Annotated in this window: 18 protein-coding genes; 13 read left to right on the top strand and 5 right to left on the bottom strand. The window is 44.5% G+C overall.

The genetic code is table 11. The features are described 5' to 3' along the window. The first annotated feature begins 103 nt into the window (after positions 1–103). Positions 104–1,750 (top strand): putative polysaccharide biosynthesis protein, encoded by a 1,647-nt coding sequence (locus tag IGI82_RS16230; RefSeq protein WP_015510492.1) that lies wholly within the window; start codon positions 104–106, stop codon positions 1,748–1,750. 69 nt (positions 1,751–1,819) lie between these two features. Further along, complete coding sequence (locus IGI82_RS16225) at positions 1,820–2,539, top strand: pseudouridine synthase (protein ID WP_081116951.1); 720 nt, start codon at positions 1,820–1,822, stop codon at positions 2,537–2,539. A gap of 68 nt (positions 2,540–2,607) precedes the next feature. Here IGI82_RS16225 and IGI82_RS16220 read toward each other — a convergent pair whose 3' ends face one another. Next, positions 2,608–3,561 (bottom strand): GNAT family N-acetyltransferase, encoded by a 954-nt coding sequence (locus IGI82_RS16220; protein WP_421757813.1) that lies wholly within the window; start codon positions 3,559–3,561, stop codon positions 2,608–2,610. A 366-nt stretch (positions 3,562–3,927) separates the two neighbouring features. Between IGI82_RS16220 and IGI82_RS16215 the strand changes: the two genes are divergently transcribed. Next, positions 3,928–4,950 carry a peptidoglycan DD-metalloendopeptidase family protein gene (locus IGI82_RS16215; protein ID WP_438842505.1) on the top strand — a complete coding sequence of 341 codons (1,023 nt, stop codon included), beginning with the start codon at positions 3,928–3,930 and terminating at the stop codon, positions 4,948–4,950. A gap of 96 nt (positions 4,951–5,046) precedes the next feature. Here IGI82_RS16215 and IGI82_RS16210 read toward each other — a convergent pair whose 3' ends face one another. Continuing rightward, positions 5,047–5,901, bottom strand: a complete 855-nt coding sequence (locus IGI82_RS16210) for an RluA family pseudouridine synthase (protein ID WP_438842504.1) — start codon at positions 5,899–5,901, stop codon at positions 5,047–5,049. Positions 5,902–6,092: 191 nt separating this feature from the next. Between IGI82_RS16210 and IGI82_RS16205 the strand changes: the two genes are divergently transcribed. The 5 genes from IGI82_RS16205 to IGI82_RS16185 all read left to right on the top strand — a co-directional run bounded on the left by IGI82_RS16205 (position 6,093) and on the right by IGI82_RS16185 (position 13,684). Then, positions 6,093–8,255 carry a PBP1A family penicillin-binding protein gene (locus IGI82_RS16205; RefSeq protein ID WP_005227705.1) on the top strand — a complete coding sequence of 721 codons (2,163 nt, stop codon included), beginning with the start codon at positions 6,093–6,095 and terminating at the stop codon, positions 8,253–8,255. Positions 8,256–8,325: 70 nt separating this feature from the next. After that, complete coding sequence (locus tag IGI82_RS16200; RefSeq protein WP_005227708.1) at positions 8,326–8,667, top strand: YlbF family regulator; 342 nt, start codon at positions 8,326–8,328, stop codon at positions 8,665–8,667. A gap of 193 nt (positions 8,668–8,860) precedes the next feature. After that, a complete protein-coding gene (locus IGI82_RS16195) occupies positions 8,861–10,051 on the top strand; it encodes a metallophosphoesterase family protein (RefSeq protein ID WP_438842503.1) in 1,191 nt (396 codons plus the stop codon). Then, complete coding sequence (locus IGI82_RS16190; protein WP_438842502.1) at positions 10,048–12,723, top strand: AAA family ATPase; 2,676 nt, start codon at positions 10,048–10,050, stop codon at positions 12,721–12,723. The genes IGI82_RS16195 and IGI82_RS16190 overlap by 4 nt, the downstream gene beginning before the upstream one ends. Positions 12,724–12,739: 16 nt before the next feature. Continuing rightward, the gene (locus IGI82_RS16185) at positions 12,740–13,684 is read left to right on the top strand and encodes a 3'-5' exoribonuclease YhaM family protein (protein WP_026008117.1); all 945 of its coding nucleotides are present in this window, start codon (positions 12,740–12,742) and stop codon (positions 13,682–13,684) included. Positions 13,685–13,854: 170 nt separating this feature from the next. Here the strand turns inward: IGI82_RS16185 and IGI82_RS16180 are convergent, their stop codons facing one another. The 3 genes from IGI82_RS16180 to IGI82_RS16170 all read right to left on the bottom strand — a co-directional run bounded on the left by IGI82_RS16180 (position 13,855) and on the right by IGI82_RS16170 (position 15,805). Then, entirely contained in the window at positions 13,855–14,889 is a 1,035-nt protein-coding gene (locus tag IGI82_RS16180; RefSeq protein WP_438842501.1) for a peptidylprolyl isomerase, read from the bottom strand. Between the two features lie 115 nt (positions 14,890–15,004). After that, positions 15,005–15,379 (bottom strand): YtxH domain-containing protein, encoded by a 375-nt coding sequence (locus tag IGI82_RS16175; protein ID WP_077452358.1) that lies wholly within the window; start codon positions 15,377–15,379, stop codon positions 15,005–15,007. After that, a complete protein-coding gene (locus IGI82_RS16170; protein WP_005227719.1) occupies positions 15,380–15,805 on the bottom strand; it encodes an HIT family protein in 426 nt (141 codons plus the stop codon). It lies immediately after the preceding gene. Between the two features lie 211 nt (positions 15,806–16,016). Here IGI82_RS16170 and IGI82_RS16165 point away from each other — a divergent pair, with 211 nt between their 5' ends. The 5 genes from IGI82_RS16165 to trmB all read left to right on the top strand — a co-directional run bounded on the left by IGI82_RS16165 (position 16,017) and on the right by trmB (position 20,114). Next, the gene (locus tag IGI82_RS16165; protein ID WP_438842500.1) at positions 16,017–16,496 is read left to right on the top strand and encodes a hypothetical protein; all 480 of its coding nucleotides are present in this window, start codon (positions 16,017–16,019) and stop codon (positions 16,494–16,496) included. Positions 16,497–16,573: 77 nt separating this feature from the next. Then, on the top strand, positions 16,574–17,308 hold the full coding sequence (locus tag IGI82_RS16160) for an ABC transporter ATP-binding protein (RefSeq protein ID WP_438842499.1): 735 nt from the start codon (positions 16,574–16,576) through the stop codon (positions 17,306–17,308). Further along, the gene (locus IGI82_RS16155) at positions 17,305–18,516 is read left to right on the top strand and encodes an ABC transporter permease (protein ID WP_015510486.1); all 1,212 of its coding nucleotides are present in this window, start codon (positions 17,305–17,307) and stop codon (positions 18,514–18,516) included. The genes IGI82_RS16160 and IGI82_RS16155 overlap by 4 nt, the downstream gene beginning before the upstream one ends. A 104-nt stretch (positions 18,517–18,620) precedes the next feature. Further along, a complete protein-coding gene (locus tag IGI82_RS16150) occupies positions 18,621–19,400 on the top strand; it encodes a phosphotransferase family protein (RefSeq protein WP_005227730.1) in 780 nt (259 codons plus the stop codon). 57 nt (positions 19,401–19,457) lie between these two features. Then, complete coding sequence (gene trmB / locus IGI82_RS16145; RefSeq protein WP_015510485.1) at positions 19,458–20,114, top strand: tRNA (guanosine(46)-N7)-methyltransferase TrmB; 657 nt, start codon at positions 19,458–19,460, stop codon at positions 20,112–20,114. The last annotated feature ends 22 nt before the right edge of the window (positions 20,115–20,136 follow it).

Genomic DNA, 20,136 nt, shown 5'->3' with positions numbered 1-20,136 from the left:
TATTTTGAAGAAACTTTAAGATGTTGCAAAAATAGATTGCGACCAACCCTTTTTCGAATTAAAATGGAAGGGATATGTTTGTAGAAAGTTGGAGATAATGGCGATGGATAAACACATGCGTTCAGTGTCAAAAGAATTAACTACACAAGAAAAAATGGCTCAAGGATCTGCTTGGATGACGATGGGAAATATCGGCTCACGTTTGCTTGGCGCCATTTACATTTTACCCTGGTATTATTGGATGGGCGCAAATGCGGATAAAGCAAATGCGTTGTTTGGAATGGGCTATAATGTTTACGCCTTATTTTTAATGATCTCCACTGCGGGGATCCCTTCAGCAATTGCCAAACAGATTTCTTTTTACAATTCTCGCCAAGAATACCGCACGAGCCAGAAGCTCTTTTTAAGAGCGTTTCAATTGATGGCAGGTTTTGGCGTGGTGACCGCTGGAATCATGTATTTGGCAGCCCCATGGTTGGCAACGGCTTCAGGCGGAGGCGCAGAATTGATTCCTGCGATGCGCTCATTGAGTATTGCTTTATTGGTTTTTCCTTGTATGAGTGTCATGCGAGGGTATTTCCAAGGAAACCAAGACATGAAACCTTTTGCGATCTCGCAAGTCGTTGAACAAATCGCTCGTGTCTGTTATATGCTTTTAGCGACCTTCATCATTATGCGGGTCATCGAAGGCGAATACACGGCAGCCGTGACGCAATCGACCTTTGCCGCCTTTATCGGTGTCTTAGCCAGCATTTTGGTATTAGGCTATTACTTCCAAAAGCAGCGGGTGCGGATGGATGTTTTAGTCGATATGAGCAAAGAAGAAACGGTGCTGCAAACCAAAGAATTGGTTTTAGCGACCATCAAAGAAGCGATCCCTTTTATTATCGTAGGCTCAGGGATCACGATTTTAAAATTGGTGGATCAGTACACCTTTGTTCGAATGATGAGCAGTTTTACCGAATTTTCAAATGATCAGCTCTTAGAACTAATGGCGATTTTCGGCAGCAACCCTGATAAGCTGACGATGGTGGTTATCGGATTAGCTACTTCCATGGCTTCAACGGGACTGCCTTTGATCAGTGAAGCAGTCGCCAAAAAAGACAAAAAGAACTTAGCCAAATTGATCAGCAACAACTTGCAATTGTATTCCTTTGTAATGTTTCCAGCGACTTTTGGGATGATCGTACTGTCTTATCCTCTATACACCTTGTTTTATCGTCCAGATGCGTTAGGGGCGAGCGTCTTAGTCGCTGCCTGTCTGTCTGGTCTGGTCTTGGGCTTGTTTATGCTTAGTTCGAGTATGTTGCAAGGGATGTACCACAACAAAGAAGCGGTTGTTTTCTTCTTTGTAGGATTACTGGTGAAAGTGATCTTGCAGTATCCAGCGATTCGTTTGTTCCAAGTCTACGGTCCATTGGTTTCTACCACGATTGCCTTAGGGATCGTCTGCTGGTTAAATATTCGCAAAATGATTCGCAAAGGCCATTTCAATGTAAACTTAACGTTGCGACGGACATTATTGATTGGCGCGATGACGATCATTATGGTGATCGCAGCGTTGATCGCTCGCCAACTCTTTGGGCTTGTCTTGAGCTCTGAAAGAAAAGTCCAAGCCTTTATCTTGAGCTTGCTAGTAGCAGGAGTCGGCGGCAGTGTATACATCTACATTGCGCTGAAATTGCGTTTAGCTGAAAAACTACTCGGCTCATCAATGGTACGTTTACGCCAGAAATTACACATCAAATAAAACTAGAAGCAGCCGCTGAGCCTCCTTTGTGAGACCTTGGCGGCTGTTTTATATGAAAGGAAGAAACCGATGCGTTTGGACAAATTTTTAGCGGATATGGGCTATGGCTCCCGCAAAGAAGTGAAACAGTTGATCAAAAAAGGGCTTGTGACCGTCAATGGACAAGTCATCAAAAGTGACAAAGCACAAGTACAAGAAACACAAGATACCGTTTGTTTTGAGGGGGAACCCATCGCCTATCAAAGCCAGTTTTATTATTTGCTGAATAAACCCGCCGGCGTGATTTCGGCAACCGTCGATTCCTATGAAGAGACGGTCTTAGATTTGTTTTCTGAAGAAGCATTTCGCGAAGATCTGTTTCCAGTAGGACGGTTGGATAAAGACACCGAAGGCTTTTTGCTGATTACGAACGATGGCGGATTGGCGCATCAATTATTGTCGCCTAAAAAGCATGTGGAAAAAGAATATTATGCTCAAGTCGAGGGAATCATGACAGCGGAGGATCAAAAAATCTTTGCCAAAGGCATCAAATTAGACGGCGAGTGGACTTTGCCGGCTGAGTTGCAGATCCTCAACGTCGATGAAGAAGAAATGCGCAGCGAGATCAAACTGATCCTCCATGAAGGCAAGTTTCATCAAGTCAAACGGATGGTCCATGCAGTAGGAAAAGAAGTCGTTTATTTGAAACGGATTCGCATGGGCGGGCTGTCCTTGCCAGATGATTTGGCATTAGGCGAGTATCGGGAATTAACGTCTGAGGAATTGGCGAAGTTGCAAGAGCGAGGATAAGTATACGCTTTGATAGAGATACTAAATGATTAAAAGCCTCAAACTCATTGCAGAGTTTGAGGCTTTTATTAAAATAGTGTTTTTTTCATCAAAATTTTGTTTACACCTTGGTGTCCCACATGAACAAAACCGAATTTTTGATAAAATTCTTTGGCTTGTTCGTTTGAGGCGTTGATCGACAAAGTTATGTCTGGTACTCCTCGATGGAGAAAGTGATTGATGATTATAGGCATTACTTTTGCAGCATAGGCTTTACTTCGATCACTTTTCTTAATAGTATACTGGCATAACCAGTTTCGATTCTCTGATTTTAAATCAGTTTCATCGAAAGCAAGAGAAGTATAACCGACCACTTCGTTATTTAAGCAAATCAAGTATGAGATCATAGTAAGATTTTTACTCGCTTCTTTGATTGCCTCGGGTACGGATAATGCAAAAGTAGCATCTGTTTGTTTTTCTGAAAGAATCAGTTCACTTCTCGATAAATTATTTACTCTTTCAAAAGGCAGCAGAAGGACAATATCCTTCTCATGAAATGAATAATTTTTTTGTAGCTCAAGTTCTGTTGAAAACGACCCAATTTCGTCGGGCTTATAAACATCGATGATTTTGTCAAAACCGACTGATTGCCAGAACTTTAGACCAACAAAGTTTACGCCAGATACGACCAATTCAGCTGTTTTTAATTGTTGATTGTAGTAGCTGTTTTCAAGTTCCCTAAGAGCAAGTTTGCCAAAACCTAAATTTCTATATTGTTCACTGATATAAAAATGCAGAATATAGAAACTTGTCGGAGAGTCATCAAATACCCATAAATAACCGATCAGTTGCTCAAAGTAGTAAATACTCAAACAGTGGCAGGCTTCTTTGGGAATCTCGGGAATGACTTTGTTAATATCAACTAAGGGAGCAAGAGGCTCGCGTCCTTCTATTTTAAAAAAATGTTCTTTTGATTCAATAAACAATCGTTTTAATAATTTATTCTCAGATAAAGTAGATTCATTAAGTGTTATCAGTTTCATGTCGTTTCTCCTTGTTAAATAATGTGGAATTATTTAACAGAAAATGTTGGTCTATCCATATTTTTCTCCTTTCAACGTGATCTCTTTCCCCATTCTACGATACCCACGACCTTTTGAAAACCTTTTCTTTTCCAGGTGTTAGAATATTCGTTTTTTCATCGATAAGAAAGACCATTAGGCGAGCTAAAGAAATTCTTATAAAAGTTGTTATTCGGCTGCAATATTTGTAAAAAAAGCCCGTTTTATAGGTAATTTACATGAAAATTTGCAACAATAGACTTTAAACTGTTGGAAAAACCCTCTTTTTTTTCATGAATAAGCATGTTAAAGTAGCCAAGCTACTAAAAAAAAGAAGGAGTTGCCTCATTGAAGAAAAAGATTTTTTTATTGCTCGCCCTTACGTTGCCGCTTTTCCAGCCAGCTGTCAGTTATGCTGCTGAAACGAAGAGCACCGAGGAACTGACGGTTTTGACTGCAGAACTTGCAACGTATGAAGAGGGAGTCACCACTAGCCAACAGAAAGTCACAGCGCTGGAAAGTCAATTAGCGGATTATCAGGAAGAATTAAGCCAATTAGCACAAGAAAGCCAGGAAGTTCAAACGCAGATCGCTGCTCTGAATGACCAAAAAGCCCAGCATCAAGAAAGCCAAGCGCCAAGCAGCCCGGTAGTCGACGGACCACAAGCCACGATCCAACAACTACGCAAGTTTAGTGAACAACAAGCGGCTTTACGGGAAGTGAACCAACAATTGGCGGAAAAAGAAGCCCAACAGCAACGATTCACTTCGTACCAAACCTTGACGCAAGCCCAATTAGTACATAGTAAAGAACAACTAGCAACAGCAAAAGAAGAATTGCAGAGCCAACAAGAGCAGCTGCAGCAAACGCAAGCGCAAGTACAAGACTTGCAAGAAAAAGTGGACAAAGAAGCAAAAGCCGCTGAAGAAGCAAAACAAAAAGCCAAAGAAGCAGCAGAGAAAGCAGCAGCCAGTGAATTTTCACTGCCAATCACGGGCGCCGTGTCGATCTCCAGCGGTTTTGGTACTCGAGCTGACCCAACTGGTTTTTCTGGGACGCAGCATGACGGGATCGACTTCACAGGTCAAGCGGGGGAGAAGATCGTCGCCGCTCGGGATGGTCAGGTAGAAGATGCTGGTTATGGTCCAAGCACGGGGAATTACGTGATTTTGGCTCATGATAACGGCTTTTACTCGTATTATTTTCACTTAACAGCTGTCAGTGTCTCGAAGGGGGCAACCGTTGCAGTTGGCGAGCAAGTAGGTACGATGGGGACGACTGGAAACTCGACTGGCGTCCATTTGCACTTTGGATTGAGTAAGACGTTGTGGTCAGATTTCGTTGATCCAGCAGCTTACTTACCGCTATAAACCAAAATACCAAGTAGAAGCATGGAGAAAATCATCTGAAACCAAAAAGCATGACTGACAAGAGGGATTCCTCAAGTCGTCATGCTTTTTGGTTGCTTACCACAAGCCTGGTTGAGCGATGATCACTAACTGTTCTTTGGTAAAGGGATGCTCCAGATGCAATTCATAGCCATGTAGCAGCAAACGCGGCGCTGGTTTGTTTTGGTAAAGCGGGTCACCGACGACTGGATGACCGATACTGGCAAGGTGGACGCGAATTTGGTGGGTCCTCCCCGTGTCTAACACACAATACACATCGGTCGTCTTTTGTTGGGTGTGGGCGATGGTTACATGGGTGACGGCTGATTGACCGTTGCGGGGGTCAATCAGCCGCTTGCGACGATCGTGACGGTCACGACCGATTTTTTTGGCGATCGTTTGATCTTGCGTAAGTTTGCCCCAAACTGTGGCTTGATAGCGGCGGAAAATCTGTTTGTTTTCCAACATTCGACCCAAGATCGGCAACACCAAAGGATTTTTTGCGAATAAAACGACACCGCTGGTTTCTTTGTCTAGACGATGGACCACATAAGGCTGCTGCTGTTTCGGCGCAAGGTAAGCAGCTGCATCATTCAATAGGGTATCTGCTTCTAATGGCTGATTGGGGTGCGTCTTGACCCCCGCAGGCTTGTTCAGCACCAATAAGTGCTCATCTTCAAAAAGTACGTCGACTTTGTCTGCTTGGCCTAACTGGATCGGCTGATAGCTGTAATCACTGTCTTCAATGATCAAAGTGATTTGATCGCCGCCACGAACTTCTTGATGAAACATCGCGGGCTGCTGATTGACGGTAACATTTTTCCGTGTGCGCAGAAAATGGCGCACTTTTCGTGGGACGAGCCACTCCCGTTCCAACAAATCGCGAAGCGGCATGGGCGGGTGATTTTCGGGTAAAGTCATGGTGTATTCCATAAAAACGTCCTTTCTTTGCTGTTCGCTATCGACTATTATAGCATCTTTAAGCTTTTCTTATAAAAAAAACAATAAAAAACAGAGCATTCAATGCTAGAATAATAAAGCATTCTTTTCGAATGAAATTACGTCTAGAGCCGTATAACAAAGAAAGTCATTTATGCTACACTTAACCAAAGGAGCGTGAAGTAATGGATTGGAAACACATCCTTCACAAAATAAAGACCGGTTGGCTGACCTTTTGGCGCTGGTTAAAACCGTATTTGCAGCAATTTCATCAATGGCGCAAGCGGGTTTGGAAAAAATACCACGTAAATAAAATTTTTATTTTACTTAGTTTAGTTGCTATCTTAATCATGAGCGGGTATTTGTTTTATATCGCCAAAAATACGAAAGTCAGTGAATTAGAGTCAGGTCTGAAAGAATCGACGGTGATTTTTGATGCCAATGGCGATGAAGCAGGGCAGTTGTACTCGCAAAAAGGCACGTACGTTTCTCTTGATGCCATTTCCAGTGATGTGGTCAACGCCTTGATCTCAACCGAAGACCGCAACTTCTATAATCACCACGGGTTTGATATCAAGGGGATCGCTCGGGCAGCCCTACGTATGCTGGTCAACCGCAGTGCCGAAGGCGGTGGGGGAAGTACCATCACCCAGCAGCTTGCCAAAAATGCCTATCTGTCCTTGGATCAAACCTTTAGTCGAAAAGCCAAGGAGCTTTTCTTAGCGATCGAGATCGAGAAGAAATATTCCAAAGATGAGATTTTGGAAATGTATTTGAACAGTTCCTATTTTGGTAACGGGGTTTGGGGCATTCAAGATGCCTCGCTAAAATATTTCGGTGTCAATGCTTCTGAACTAAGCGTGGGAGAAGCTGCGACGTTGGTGGGGATGCTCAAAGGTCCTTCGATCTATAACCCGATCGACAATCTGGAAAACGCCACGAACCGTCGCGATACCGTCTTGAGTTTGATGGTGGATAACGGCAAGTTGGACCAGTCCGTTGCTGACCAAGAATCACAAGTTGCCTTAGCTAATTTACTGTATGATGGATTTGGCAATTCAGAATCTGGCTATAAGTATCCTTATTATTTCGATGCGGTCATCGATGAAGCCGAATCCTATGGGTTGGACGCCGATGATGTCATGAATCGCGGCTACAAGATCTATACAGCACTGGATCAAAACTACCAAGCGCAAATGGAAGCTGCCTATAAAAACGATGCCTTGTTCCCTGAAAATGCCGCTGATGGCACGATGGTGCAATCAGGCTCTGTCGCACTTGATCCGAATACCGGTGGGGTGCAAGCGGTGGTGGGTCGTCGTGGCGAGCACGTCTTTAGAGGCTTTAATTTTGCCACGCAAATGAAACGTTCACCAGGCTCCACGATCAAACCGATCAGCGTCTTCGCCCCTGCCCTAGAAGCTGGGTTTGAACCCGACAGTATCCTGAAAGACGAGCCCCTCGATTTTTATGATGCTCAAAACTTTGATGGGACCTATGCTGGCGAAGCAGTCATGTATCAAGCCCTCGCCCAAAGCCTGAATCTGCCAGCAGTTTGGCTGTTGCATGAGATCGGCTTAGATCGTGGGTACAGCAAAGCACAAGAGTTTGGACTTTCCTTGACCGAATCCGACAAATATTATGGCTTAGCATTAGGTGGTTTGGAAAAAGGGGAATCACCCATGACGATGGCAGCAGCGTATGGCGTTTTCGCAAATGGCGGGTATTACTACAAACCGCATTTGATCACCAAAATCGTTGATTCAACTGGTGCCGTGATCGTTGACAATACGTCTGTGCAAGGCAAACGGGTGATTTCTAAAGAGACCGCTGATAAAATGACGAGCATGATGCTCGGCACCTTTTCTAACGGGACGGGTGTTAGTGCCAGTCCGTACGGCTTTACGATCGCCGGTAAGACGGGTACGACAGAGACCAACTTTGATGCTTCTAAGGTCAATGACCAATGGATCGTCGGCTATACCCCTGATATGGTTCTTTCAACCTGGCTAGGATTTGAACATGTGAGTGAAGATCATTACTTAACGGGAACTAGCGGACAAGTCGTTGGGAAAATATTCAAAGCAGAGGCCGAAAGCTTACTGCCTTATAGTCAAGGCACCCAATTCCAAGTTGCAGACGCTTATTGGACAGGTGGAAAATTGATGGCAGCCGATGAAGTACCAGATCCTGAGAGCAGTACGTCACAAAATGGCAATGATTGGCAGAAAACCATCGATGACTTTGCCGAAAGCGCCAAAGAAGGTATGAAGGAATTCGGCAGCAAGATCAAAGAAGGAACGAAAGAACTGTTTGGCGGCTTGTGGAATTCCATCAGCGGAAATTAAAGGAATTAGGCAACTGCTAGTCTAGAACCTGAGAAGAATGGTATACTAGAAAAAAAGAGGAGGCGTCAAAATGGCAAATATTTATGATACAGCAAACCAATTAGAACGTGAATTACGCGAGTCAGAACAGTTTCAAGATTTGAAAGGTTCTTTCGACCGCTTGAAAGCAAATGAAGAAGCGTATGCGTTATTCAAAGAGTTTCAAGAGTTGCAACAAAGCCTGCAACAAAAAATGATGGCTGGCGAAGAAATGACAGAAGAAGAAGCGCAAAAAGCCCAAGAATTATCGCAAAAAATTCAACAAGACGGCATTGTTTCTGACTTGATGCAAAAAGAGCAAGCCTTCAGCTTAGTAGCCAATGACTTGAACCGCATCATCATGGGTCCTGTAAGAGATCTATACGAAGCGTAATCGCCAACAAACAAAGACCAAAGAAGCAAGTGAATCTTCAGAGCAATCGGCTGCAACTGCAAGAGCCTTTTCCAAAGAAGTTTCAAAATCGCTTCTTTGGTTTTTTTTATGAAAAAGGCGAACAAATTTTCGTATTTTGCTGACGGAATGCCTGAGAAATGTTATGATAGAAGCATTAAGGAGGGAGAAAGAAATGCGATTTTTACATAGTGCAGACCTGCATATCGACCGGTCATTTGAAGGGGTTCATTTGTTATCTGAAAAAGTGAAGACCCAACTCCCTGCCATCAATCAAAAAATCATCCGTAATTTGGTGGATGTTGCCTTAGAAAAAGCGGTCGATTTTGTTTTGCTGGCTGGGGATACATTCCATCAAGCACGGCCGAGTCTAAAAGTGCAGCATGACTTTTTTGCCCAACTGCAACGACTAGGGGAAGCACAGATCCCTGTCTATATGATTTTCGGCAACCATGATTATTATGATCCGCAACGGTATTGGTTTGCTTTTCCAGAAAACGTCATTCTCTTTTCATCAGAAGAAGTTCAAACGGTTCAAGGAACAACGAAAAACGGTGAAACCTATGCAATCAGTGGATTTAGCTACCAACATCCTTGGATTACTGAAAATAAAGTAACAGAATTTCCTGCAAGAGTAGCGGTGGATTACCATATCGGGCTTTACCACGGGGACCAAGCTGGTGAACGGTATGCCCCCTTTTCAATCAGTGAAATGAAGCAAAAAGGCTATGATTATTGGGGCTTGGGGCACATCCATGTACCTAAGACGCTCTCAGAGCAGCCACCGATTCTCTATCCCGGTACACCTCAAGGAAAGACCAAGAAAGAACAGGCGACTGGGGTGATTTTGGCAGACTTATCACCGCAGGGACCAACGATCGAGCGCTTGGAGATCGCAGAGATCGCTTGGCAAAAGCAAGTGGTCTCCTTAGCGGATGTGACTGCCTCGAATGCCGTATTGCCAGCGATCATTGAGCGCTTAAAAAGTCCTGGTTCGCGCTTGCTGCATCTGGTGTTGACCGATGTGCAGCAGCTGCCGCCAGATTGGTTTCCAGCTGCGGAAAAAAATGAATGGCTGACCTACCTCAATGAACGGTTGGCACAAACAGAGCCGCTGCAAGTGATCTATGCCCTTGAAGTCGAGCAAGCCAATGAAGACAAGATCGCATTGGCGGTATCAGAAGATTATATGCTGCAGTTTTTAGCGATGTATGAGTCACCAGAGATGTTTGCGGACCGACTGTCGGATCTATTGCAGCATCCGCTGATCCAGCGGGGGATCACCCATGAATCATTTCAAGAAGAAGTCTTGCAGCAAGCCAAGCAATTGTTGAAAGACGACTTTCAATGGGAGGAGCAGTCATGAGAATTTTAAAAGCAGAGATTACCGGTTTTGGGAAATACCATGAACAAAGCTTTGCCTTTCATCCGCAAAATCAGCTGCTCTTTGGGCACAACGAGATCGGAAAATCGACGTTGTATCAATTTATTGCCGCCATTTTGTTTGGCTTTTCGAAAAAGACAGCCAAGAAAAAAGACTATACCCCCAAAAACGGTGCTGCTTACGGTGGCAAGTTATGGTTGGCGCTGGAACCCTTCGGCGAAGTGATCGTGGAACGCTATCGGCAAGTGGACCGTGGTCGTGCCAAAGTCCATGTCGCTGGCCAGACGGTCGATGAGCAATGGCTGGCACAACACCTGCAGCCCCTCAATCGAGCATTGTTCTTCGATGTCTTTACTTTTCAGCAAGAGCAATTGACCCAGATCGATAAGCTAGAAGAAAATGAGCTGCACCAAGCGTTGATTTCTCTAGGGATCAGCGGCAGTCAAAAAATGCTGCAGCAAGTGGCGCAATATGAAACCACCAATCAGCAGCAATACAAGCCACGAGGGCAAAAGCTGCCTTTGAACCAAGCGTTAAAACAATTAGAAAAACTGCAAAAAACGATTGCGGAAAAAGAAAGCGAAGAAAGCCGCATCCAACAGCAGTATCAACAGATCGCCCAGCTGCAAGAACAGATCCAAGACTTGCGGCACCAGTATCAAGCATTGAATGACGCTTATCAGGAAAATCAGCAACAGCTGAGTCACTGGGGCCTTTATGAAGAGTGGCAGCAAATGGCACCAGCAGATACGCTAGCCGATCCTCAGCAAGTCCAAGCCATCAAACAGTTTTATCAGCAGTATCAGCAGCTGACGGAAGAAATTCGCAAAAAAGAAGCCGAATTAGATCAGTTGGAGCAAGGAAAAGAATCAGACAAGTATTTCTTTTACCTTGATCACGAGCATCAGATCAATCACTTGCTGCAGCAGCAAGTGACGATGGCGCGTTTGGCAGATCGTGAAGCAGCAGCCAATCAACAAGAAACTGTCGCCATCACAGAGTTGAATCGCTTGATTGAAAAGCGCCACTGGAGCAGAGAATCGCCGCCGCTAGTAACGGCTTCGATCCATGAACAAACCACACGTTTACTGCAAGAACGTGTGCAGTTAGAAGAGCTCGAAAAGCGCATGAGGCATTTAGAAGAAAAAGCGCAACCTTTGCAAGCCACCGCGGCCCGCTTAGAACAGCAGCATCCTCAATTGATTGGCCGCAAGCCCGTTTCTCGCCCACTATGGCCGCTAGGGATCGTCGGTGGGCTAGTCGCAGTGATCGGTATCTTTTTGCCGAGTCCCTGGCGCTGGCTTGCATTAGGTGCGGGGATCGCAGCGATCATCGGCAGTATTTTGCCGCTGATGAAAGCAGCACCAAACAAGCAGCAAGGCATCAAGCAAGAATGGCAAACGGTCCTCATGCAGTTGGATCTACTGGGCGAAGAGTTGGCACAGCTGGAAAATGAACAGCAGCAAAAGCAACAGCAGATCAGCCGTGCCCACCAAGCGTTGACACCCTTTTTTGGTGATTTGCCGGTGGAAAACTGGCAGTCGTATCTATTGGCCTATGATGAAGATGTTGCTAGCTATCAAGCCTACTCACAGCAGCGCAAGCAAGCTTATCAAGAACGGCAAGCTGTCACGGAAGAGTTGGCACCCTTTGAAGAGCAATTCCGCCCGTATGCGGAGTGGCTGCCGCTGCAAAACAAAACCTTGTTAGAAAAAGCGGCGATGTTGCAGAAGTTTCATGAAGAGATGCAAACGATCAAGCTTTCGCGGTTGCAACAACCTAGCACGTTATTGGCCCAACAATTGACCCGTACCCGCAACGAACGCGACCAGCTGTTTGCCCAAGCCAGTGCGCTCTTGCAGCAGCAAGGGTTAGATCACCCTGCAGAAATCAGCCTCTGGTTGAAGCAATGGGAAGCAGCGCAGCGCACGCAGCAGCGAGCAGAAGAATTGGCGGGGATGTTAACACCGATCTATCCCAAACCAGTCACACAAGCAGAATTGCTGCAGCAAAAAGACCAGATCAAGCAGCAGCAAACACAGCTTCAGGCACAAATGCAGCAGTTGACGGAGCACAAACAGCGCTTGGAACTAGAAGCAGCAGCCAGTCAAAAAAACGGCACCTTGAATCAGCTTTATCAAGAAGAAAGTGAGCTGAAGGCGGTCATTGAAGAACTCGCTGTGGCATGGGGCAGTCGTCAGTTGGCGGCTTCAATTTTGACGGATGTCACGACTGAATTGTCAGAACAGCAATTGCCGCAGCTATTGTCAGCCGCTTCGACTTATTTTGAACAGCTTTCAAACGGACGTTATCAAAAGATTCTTCTGGAAAATGGTCTGTTAGTAGCAGCAAATGCCAGCGAGACCTTTTCGATCATTGACTTGTCCACAGGAACGAAGGATCAGTTGATCATGGCGTTACGTTTCGGTTATCTAGCGCTGCAAAAAAATCACCCGTTGTGCCCGATCATTATTGATGATGGTTGGTTGCATTATGACAGTGTTCGTAAGGAACGCTTCGCAGCACTATTAAAAGAGTTTGGACAAAGTTATCAAGTAATTTGTTTGTCTTCTGACCAAGAAATGGTAAGCTATTATCAGAAGTACCAGCAGCCTATCGAGGATCTGAGTAAAGGAAGTGAAAGATTTGGCTGATCGGCCAAATAAGCCCATGAAAAAAATTCGTGAATTAACTGTTGATGAAACGTTTCAACTTTTCTTACTGATCAAGAATGCCGATGTGCGGATCGCGAAAAACGGCAAAAAATTTATTGCCTTCACCTTTCAAGATACATCCGGCACGATCGATGGAAAGTTCTGGGATGCATCAGATGAAGAAATCGCCCGTTTTGAACCCGGGAAAGTAGTACTGCTAGATGGAAAACGGGAGGTCTACCAAGGCAATCCGCAAGTCAAAATCATGCATTTGCGTTTAGCGAAACCGGAAGAGCCCCATGAACCAAGCCAATACATGGAAAAAGCACCCTTGCGAAAAGAAGAGATGGAAGAAGAAATCAGTCAAACCTTGTTTGAGATCACGAATCCTCACTGGAATCGGATCGTCCGTTTCTTACTGAACAAGTATAAAAAGGAATTCTTTGACTTTCCAGCTGCGAAGCGCAATCACCATGCCTTCGCTAGTGGATTGGCGTATCATACGACAACTATGCTGCGCTTAGGAAAAGCGATCGTCAAAGAATACCCTGAATTAAATGCGTCACTGCTGTATGCGGGCATTATTTTGCATGATTTAGGAAAAGTGATCGAGTTGACAGGTCCCATGACGACAGAGTATACCTTAGCGGGGAATCTAGTAGGGCATTTGGTCTTAGTGGATGAAGAAATCACGCAAGCCTGTATTGCTTTGAAATTTGATGACAAACAAGAAGACATCGTTGTTTTGCGGCATATGGTCTTAGCCCACCATGGCTTGTTAGAATATGGGTCACCTGTTCGGCCCCGCATAATGGAAGCGGAGATCCTCCATCAGATCGATAATTTGGATGCTTCCATGCAAATGATGCTGACCTCGATCCGCCTGACGGAACCTGGTCAATACACAGACCGAATTTTCGGCATGGACAATCGGAGTTTTTATGTACCGAAAGAAGTGTAGCAGTGATGTTGCAGCTTGAGCGATCAAAGTGAATGATAGAAAGAACAAAAACCACGCTAGGCTTGCTTAGCGTGGCTTTTTTAGCTGCTGGAAAAAGCAGTTGAATCTTAGATAGAAATCTAATCGGCACAAAAAAAGAAGCACCGCTATGACGGCACTTCTTTTTTCGTTTATTCAGCAGAAGAATCTGTAGCACTTTCACTTGTTGCAGTAGAATCATCGGTTGCCTCAGTAGCAGAAGAATCTGCTGCTGAGCTGTCCGTTGCATCGGTAGCAGAAGAGTCAGCAGTTGAATCTTCTGTTTCGGCCGCTGTGATGTAATCAGAAAGCAAGTCTGCTAAGTCAGAGTCTTTCATTTTCACGTTAGCTGCTTGCAATTCTTGACCGATCGTTGCTGCCATAAAGGTTGAATCATTCAACAAAGTGTTTTGAGCAATTTCAGTCAATTCATATTTGTATTTATCCATATCATTGCCTTTGTCTTGGTTTTTCACCATTTTCACGATATAGTATTCTGTCGTGTAAGTTGACGTGTTGGTTGCAGAGATCACTTCAGAGATTTCACCATCTTTTAAATCAAAAGCGGCTGTTTTTACTTCACTTGGTACAGCTGATGAAGTAGAATCGAATTTGATCGTTCCGCCATCTTCTTTTGTTGCCGCATCCGTTGATTTTTCTTTAGCGATTTCGCCAAAGTCTGCATCATCTTTTTTCGCTTCTTCTAAGACGTCTTTGGCATCATCTTCACTTGCTACTTTGATGATTTGTGCTTCTACTTCAGGGTGGAAAGAATCCCAAGCAGTTTTCATGTCTTCATCAGTGATATCCATGTTGGCTTTTAAGCCTTCACGTAACGCAAGTTGTTGTTTTAATTCTGCACGGTAAGATTTCACCGTATAACCAGAGGCAGTCAATGTTGATTCAAAGGAATCACTGCCGCCGTATTGCTCAGCCACGTTGTTGAATTGTTCGTCGATCATTTCTTCCGTTACGTCATCGCCGTATTTTTCATTAAAGACTTTCAAGACGATCATTTCACGCAACGCTTGTTGATTTTCTGTACTTGTTTTTGCTTTGTCATAAAAATCTTGAACAGTGATTTTACCGCCCTTCATTGTTGCGATTTCCTCACTTGAGTTACCACAAGCCGCTAATGCAAAAAGACTCATTGCACTGACTGCTACTAAAATTAATTTTTTCTTCATTCGTTTAAGCACTCCTAATTCTAAAAAGATTCATAATAATCACTGCACCTACTATACCACTTCTAGAAATGGTTGGGAAGAAAACAGTGGATGTTTCAAACAAAATTCATAAAAACTACAAATTTTCAATTTGTTTGGTATCCTCTGCGCTTTGGGCTTGAATCGTCGTAATGTGTTGATTCAATTGCTCCATTTGAGTCTTGATCCGAGCAAGGCGCGGTTGTGCTTGGAATTTGAAGGCTTCCAAATCTTTCGTGAAAGACTCCGTAACAACAGGGATCGTTTCGTCGATCGTTTTGCGGGTTACCATTACGGCATCTTTTAGCTGTTTGACGCTGTCATTGAATTCTAAGGTCGCTTCTGTCGTGTCATCTAAATAGCGAATCAATTCTTCACGGGTTTCATTGCCGCTTTTCGGTGCAAAAAGCAAACCGCCTAAGCCGCCGGCGATGGACCCGAATAATAGTCCTTTAAGAAAATTGCCGATCATTTAGTCCACCTGCTTTCCAATTTTTTCGGCGATTGCCGCTAGTTCTTCCCCCGTGTAATTGTCTGCGTGATTGCCAAAATGGATCTTGAAATCATCGTCTTTGCTGTAACGAGGAATCAAATGGACATGGGAATGGAAGACCGATTGGTACGCCAATTCTTTATTGTTGTTGATGATATTTAAGCCTTCGATCTCAGGGAATGCTTTTTCGATCGCCCGAGCAATCTTAGGGATACGGGCAAAAACCGCTGCTGCCAACGTTTCATCGTACTCAAAAATATCCGTCACATGGGTTTTGGGAATCACCAATGTATGACCAGGGGTGACTTGGGAAATATCTAAAAAGGCATAAACTTGCTCATCCTCGTAGACTTTGTAGCTAGGGATCTCACGATTGTTGATTTTACAAAAAATACAATTTTCCATTGTAAAAAACCTCCTTGATCTATTACCTCTACTTTACCATATTTTGCTTTTTTTCGTCTGGTTTCCTCTTTGAAAAAGTCGGAACAAGGCAACTGTTCCTTCAACAAAGGCGCTTTTTTAAAGAAATGCGAAAAGCGAGCGAGAAACGCTTGCATTTAGATTCCAACAACCCTAGACTTAATATCAGAAATCAATTGGAAAGAAGGAACCTATGAAACCGATCATCAAAGAAACCTTACAGAAAAAAACAACGACTTCAGCGAAGCTCCGCTACTTGGCTTATGCCTATAAAGAATGGTTGATTGCGATCACGCTGTTTGTGGTGTTCGCAGGTTCGATCACCTATTCGCTAACGCGCCCCAAAGAAGAAGTAGTCAATGCCGCCATCGTCACTGAAACAGCGATGGACCCTACGGTGCAAAGTGAATTGGAGACAGCCGTTGAGACCTGGGCGATCGACCAAGGGTATCAAAAAGAAGAGTTGAGGATCAGTCTGGTTTCCTATGCTGAACCAGCTGCTGTTCAAGCCTTTACCACCCGTCTTGCCGCCGGTGCCATCCAAATGGTCATTTTTCCAGCGAGTGATGCACAACTGTGGCAAGAACGCTTTGGTAGCCAAGAATTGCCGCAAGAAACCATTACAGTGGGAGAAAACGAATTTATCTTACAAGTCACGAATAGAGAAAAATAAGCAACGGTTTTGCTAGCGGATTGAAAAAAGAGCCTACGTTGACAGAAAGCCGTAATTAGGCGAATCGGAGGAAAAGAATGACTTTACAAGTAGCGAATGTGACAGGCGGTTATAACCAGCTGCCAGTCTTAAAAAATATTGATTTTACGATCGGCGATGGGGAGCTCGTTGGCTTGATCGGCTTGAACGGGGCAGGGAAGAGTACGACGATCAAAGAAATCATCGGGTTACTGCAACCTCATAGCGGCACCATCACGATCGACGGCTTGACCCTTAAAGAAAACCCAGAGCAATACCGCAAACAAATCGGGTATATTCCCGAAACCCCATCTTTATATGAAGAATTGACCTTAAGAGAGCACATTGAAGTGACAGCGATGGCCTATAATCTTCCGCAAGAAGAAGCCATGAAGCGAGCGGAGCGTTTGTTAAAAACCTTTCGCTTAGAAAACAAACTCGATTGGTTCCCAGCAAACTTCTCAAAAGGGATGAAACAAAAAGTCATGGTGTTGTGTGCCTTTTTGATTGAGCCAAGCGTCTACATCATTGATGAACCTTTTCTAGGATTAGATCCTTTAGCAATCAATGCGTTATTGGAACTGATGAATGAGATGAAACAAACCGGGGCATCAATTTTGATGTCCACCCATATTTTAGCAACCGCAGAGAAGTATTGTGACAAATTCATCCTACTGCATAACGGTGAGATCCGCGCACAAGGGACATTGGCGCAGCTAAGAAGCCAATTTCAAGCACCAGAAGCCTCTCTTGATGATCTGTACCTCGCACTGACAAAGGAGAGTCAAGCATGAAGCAGTTTTTCTCGCAACGCTTACAGCGGCATCAAAAACAGATGACACGCTATTTGCGCTATGTCTTCAATGATCATTTTGCTTTGATCAGCACCTTCTTAGTGGGAGGTCTGGGGCTGTATTATTCAGAATTGCTAAAAACATTGCCGCGGCCGTTTCCATTAGGCGGCATCATCGTGGTCGCTGTTTGGCTCTTCGTTTTACCGCTGGGACGCTTAGCGACACTGACGAAACCGGCAGATTTGATTTTTCTGTTAGCCAAAGAAGGGCAAATGAGAAGTTACCTCAGTCAAGCCCTGCGTTATTCCCTCTGGCTGCCCTTTGGGGTCTTATTTTTAGCCGTAGGAGCAACGATGCCTTTGGTCGTGGTCACCGCAAACAGTACATTTGCTTCCTTTCCCTTCTTTTTAGGAATGATGTGGCTGTTAAAACTGGGGGATCTTTCACTGCAGCGGATTCGGTTGTATCAAGAAACACAGCAGCAAGTCAAACAGCAGCGAGGAATCTGGTTCGCCAGTGCGTTAGCTGCCACACTTGCCAGTATTTATGTAGCACCTTGGCTAGGGTTGGTGATCAGCATCCTCCAAGCAATCTGGTTCCTCTTTGGCGTGAAATCTAATCGTCAGCTATTGGATTGGGACTATATGATCCAAGCCGAGCAATCGCGCTTATTACGGATCTATCGATTTATCAACTTGTTTACAGATGTTCCCCAAATCACGACGGAAGCCAAACGACGCAAATACCTCGACTGGTTGCTGGCAAAGATCAAACCAGCCCAAAGCAATACGTATCTTTATCTTTACTTGCGCCGAGTGATTCGTGGTGGGCAATACGGCGGTCTTTATGTCCGGTTATCCTTGATTGGTGGCTTCGTCTTATTCTTTGTCGATGAGCTTTGGATCAGTCTGCTGATCGGCTGCTTGTTTCTTTATCTGATCGGTTTCCAACTGATCCCTTTGATCAATGAATTTCAATACATGGTTTTGACCCATTTGTATCCCGTGCCAGAAAAACAAAAAGCCGCAGCAATCAAAAAAATTATCGGGTCACTTTTGCTTGTGACGACTGTTTTTTTCGGCGTGATCTGTTGCTTGCGCTTGCCCGTTGTTTGGCAAGGGGGCATCGCTTTTGTGGGCTTCTTCCTCTTTGCGGGTCTTTTTTTAGGCATCTACTTGCCAGGGCGATTAAAGAAAATGCACGCCTGATCCTCAGGAAACCTCTCTTACAAAAAGCGAACGCATATGCGCTTGACGGCGACCCTTTAGGAAGCTAGAATAAGAGGTACTGCGAAATAAGGAGAGAAGCTAGGATGGATATTCGCTTGGATCAAGATTGGCGTATGCGGCCGATCAAAGGCGACACCGGGAAAGCCTATATCGGGCTCAAGGACAACGACAAAGTCTTTATCAAACGAAATACGACCCCGATGCTTGCGGCACTCTCTAAAGAGGGCATTGCACCCAAACTCGTCTGGACGAAACGGACGGGAAATGGGGATACGCTCTCCGCACAAGAATGGCTGGATGGACGGGTCTTAGATCCCGATGAGATCGGCCAAAGAAATGACGTCATTGATGTGTTGTATCACTTGCATCATTCAAAAACGCTGGCACAGATGCTAAGCAAAATCGGCGGACAAGTCAGATCGCCTGAACAAATGCTGATGGATTATCAAGATCAGCTGCCTTCTGCGGTGGCTCAAAACCGTTTTATTCATTTGGTTACCGAGTATTTAAAAGCCAATATTCCAGCTTTTGACGAGCAAAAAGCCGCGGTCGTCCATGGCGATGTCAATTATCGAAATTGGCTGGTTTGTCAAAACTATTTGTATTTAGTCGATTGGGATTCCGTGATGTTTGCAGATCCAGCAATCGATATCGGGACTATTTTAGGTCACTATGTGCCGCTATCCAGCTGGTCCCATTGGCTGGTGCGATACGGTATCCATAGCAGCAGCGAAGTGATCGAAAAAATTTATTGGTATGCATTGTTGAGTATGCTGCAAGAGGTCAAAAAATATTATCTGCGGGGCGATTACAAAGCCATGAATGCAGAGATTTTACAATTAAAACGAATTTATAGTGAATGAAGAGAAGATGGAGCGAGGCAATTTGGTTCCATCTTGTTTTTTCGGAAAGGAAGAAACATGAGAGTAAGAAAACGTGCAGGTGCAAAAGAGCTGATTGAAGCTCATCCACAATACGTCGTTGCAGAGCCTACCGAATGGAAAGGGCGTTGGCATGAACGCTTTGGCAATGATCATCCGCTACACATCGAGATCGGCATGGGAAAAGGTCAATTTATTACGGAAATGGCGAAAGCTCATCCCGAAATCAATTATATTGGGGTAGAGATGCAGATCAGTGTCGTTTCGATCGCATTGGATAAAATGATCGAGCAGGAGATCCCAAACTTGCAGCTGCTGCATGTGGATGGTTCGGCTTTGACCAACTATTTTGAAGACAATGAAGTAGACCAGATCTATTTGAATTTTTCTGATCCATGGCCTAAGAAGAAGCATGAGAAGCGCCGTTTGACTTCTAAAGCCTTTTTAGCGGTGGACGAGCAAATTTTACGACCTAATGGCGAAATCCATTTCAAAACGGACAACCAAGGATTGTTTGAGTATTCTTTAGCGAGCTTTTCTCAATATGGCATGATCATCAAACAAGTTTGGTTGGACCTGCATAACAGTACCTTTGAGAACAATATCATGACGGAATATGAAGAAAAATTCTCAAGCCGCGGGCAGCGAATCTATCGGGTGGAAGCCCAATTTGTGGCAAAAGACCCGCAGGAATAAAGAAGTGACGAAAGACGAAGCA

The organism is Enterococcus sp. AZ067 (assembly GCF_051715005.1).
Taxonomy (GTDB): domain Bacteria; phylum Bacillota; class Bacilli; order Lactobacillales; family Enterococcaceae; genus Enterococcus_D; species Enterococcus_D casseliflavus.
Note: the sequence above shows the minus strand (reverse complement) of the source record. Positions and strands in the feature narration are given on the sequence as shown.

What these genes read in the sequence shown, in the direction of transcription:
- IGI82_RS16230 (WP_015510492.1), top strand. Translation starts at nt 104, where the DNA reads ATGGATAAACACATGCGTTCAGTGTCAAAAGAATTAACTACACAAGAA.
- IGI82_RS16225 (WP_081116951.1), top strand. Translation starts at nt 1,820, where the DNA reads ATGCGTTTGGACAAATTTTTAGCGGATATGGGCTATGGCTCCCGCAAA.
- IGI82_RS16220 (WP_421757813.1), bottom strand. Translation starts at nt 3,561, where the DNA reads ATGAAACTGATAACACTTAATGAATCTACTTTATCTGAGAATAAATTA.
- IGI82_RS16210 (WP_438842504.1), bottom strand. Translation starts at nt 5,901, where the DNA reads ATGGAATACACCATGACTTTACCCGAAAATCACCCGCCCATGCCGCTT.
- IGI82_RS16205 (WP_005227705.1), top strand. Translation starts at nt 6,093, where the DNA reads ATGGATTGGAAACACATCCTTCACAAAATAAAGACCGGTTGGCTGACC.
- IGI82_RS16200 (WP_005227708.1), top strand. Translation starts at nt 8,326, where the DNA reads ATGGCAAATATTTATGATACAGCAAACCAATTAGAACGTGAATTACGC.
- IGI82_RS16195 (WP_438842503.1), top strand. Translation starts at nt 8,861, where the DNA reads ATGCGATTTTTACATAGTGCAGACCTGCATATCGACCGGTCATTTGAA.
- IGI82_RS16190 (WP_438842502.1), top strand. Translation starts at nt 10,048, where the DNA reads ATGAGAATTTTAAAAGCAGAGATTACCGGTTTTGGGAAATACCATGAA.
- IGI82_RS16185 (WP_026008117.1), top strand. Translation starts at nt 12,740, where the DNA reads ATGAAAAAAATTCGTGAATTAACTGTTGATGAAACGTTTCAACTTTTC.
- IGI82_RS16180 (WP_438842501.1), bottom strand. Translation starts at nt 14,889, where the DNA reads ATGAAGAAAAAATTAATTTTAGTAGCAGTCAGTGCAATGAGTCTTTTT.
- IGI82_RS16175 (WP_077452358.1), bottom strand. Translation starts at nt 15,379, where the DNA reads ATGATCGGCAATTTTCTTAAAGGACTATTATTCGGGTCCATCGCCGGC.
- IGI82_RS16170 (WP_005227719.1), bottom strand. Translation starts at nt 15,805, where the DNA reads ATGGAAAATTGTATTTTTTGTAAAATCAACAATCGTGAGATCCCTAGC.
- IGI82_RS16165 (WP_438842500.1), top strand. Translation starts at nt 16,017, where the DNA reads ATGAAACCGATCATCAAAGAAACCTTACAGAAAAAAACAACGACTTCA.
- IGI82_RS16160 (WP_438842499.1), top strand. Translation starts at nt 16,574, where the DNA reads ATGACTTTACAAGTAGCGAATGTGACAGGCGGTTATAACCAGCTGCCA.
- IGI82_RS16155 (WP_015510486.1), top strand. Translation starts at nt 17,305, where the DNA reads ATGAAGCAGTTTTTCTCGCAACGCTTACAGCGGCATCAAAAACAGATG.
- IGI82_RS16150 (WP_005227730.1), top strand. Translation starts at nt 18,621, where the DNA reads ATGGATATTCGCTTGGATCAAGATTGGCGTATGCGGCCGATCAAAGGC.
- trmB (WP_015510485.1), top strand. Translation starts at nt 19,458, where the DNA reads ATGAGAGTAAGAAAACGTGCAGGTGCAAAAGAGCTGATTGAAGCTCAT.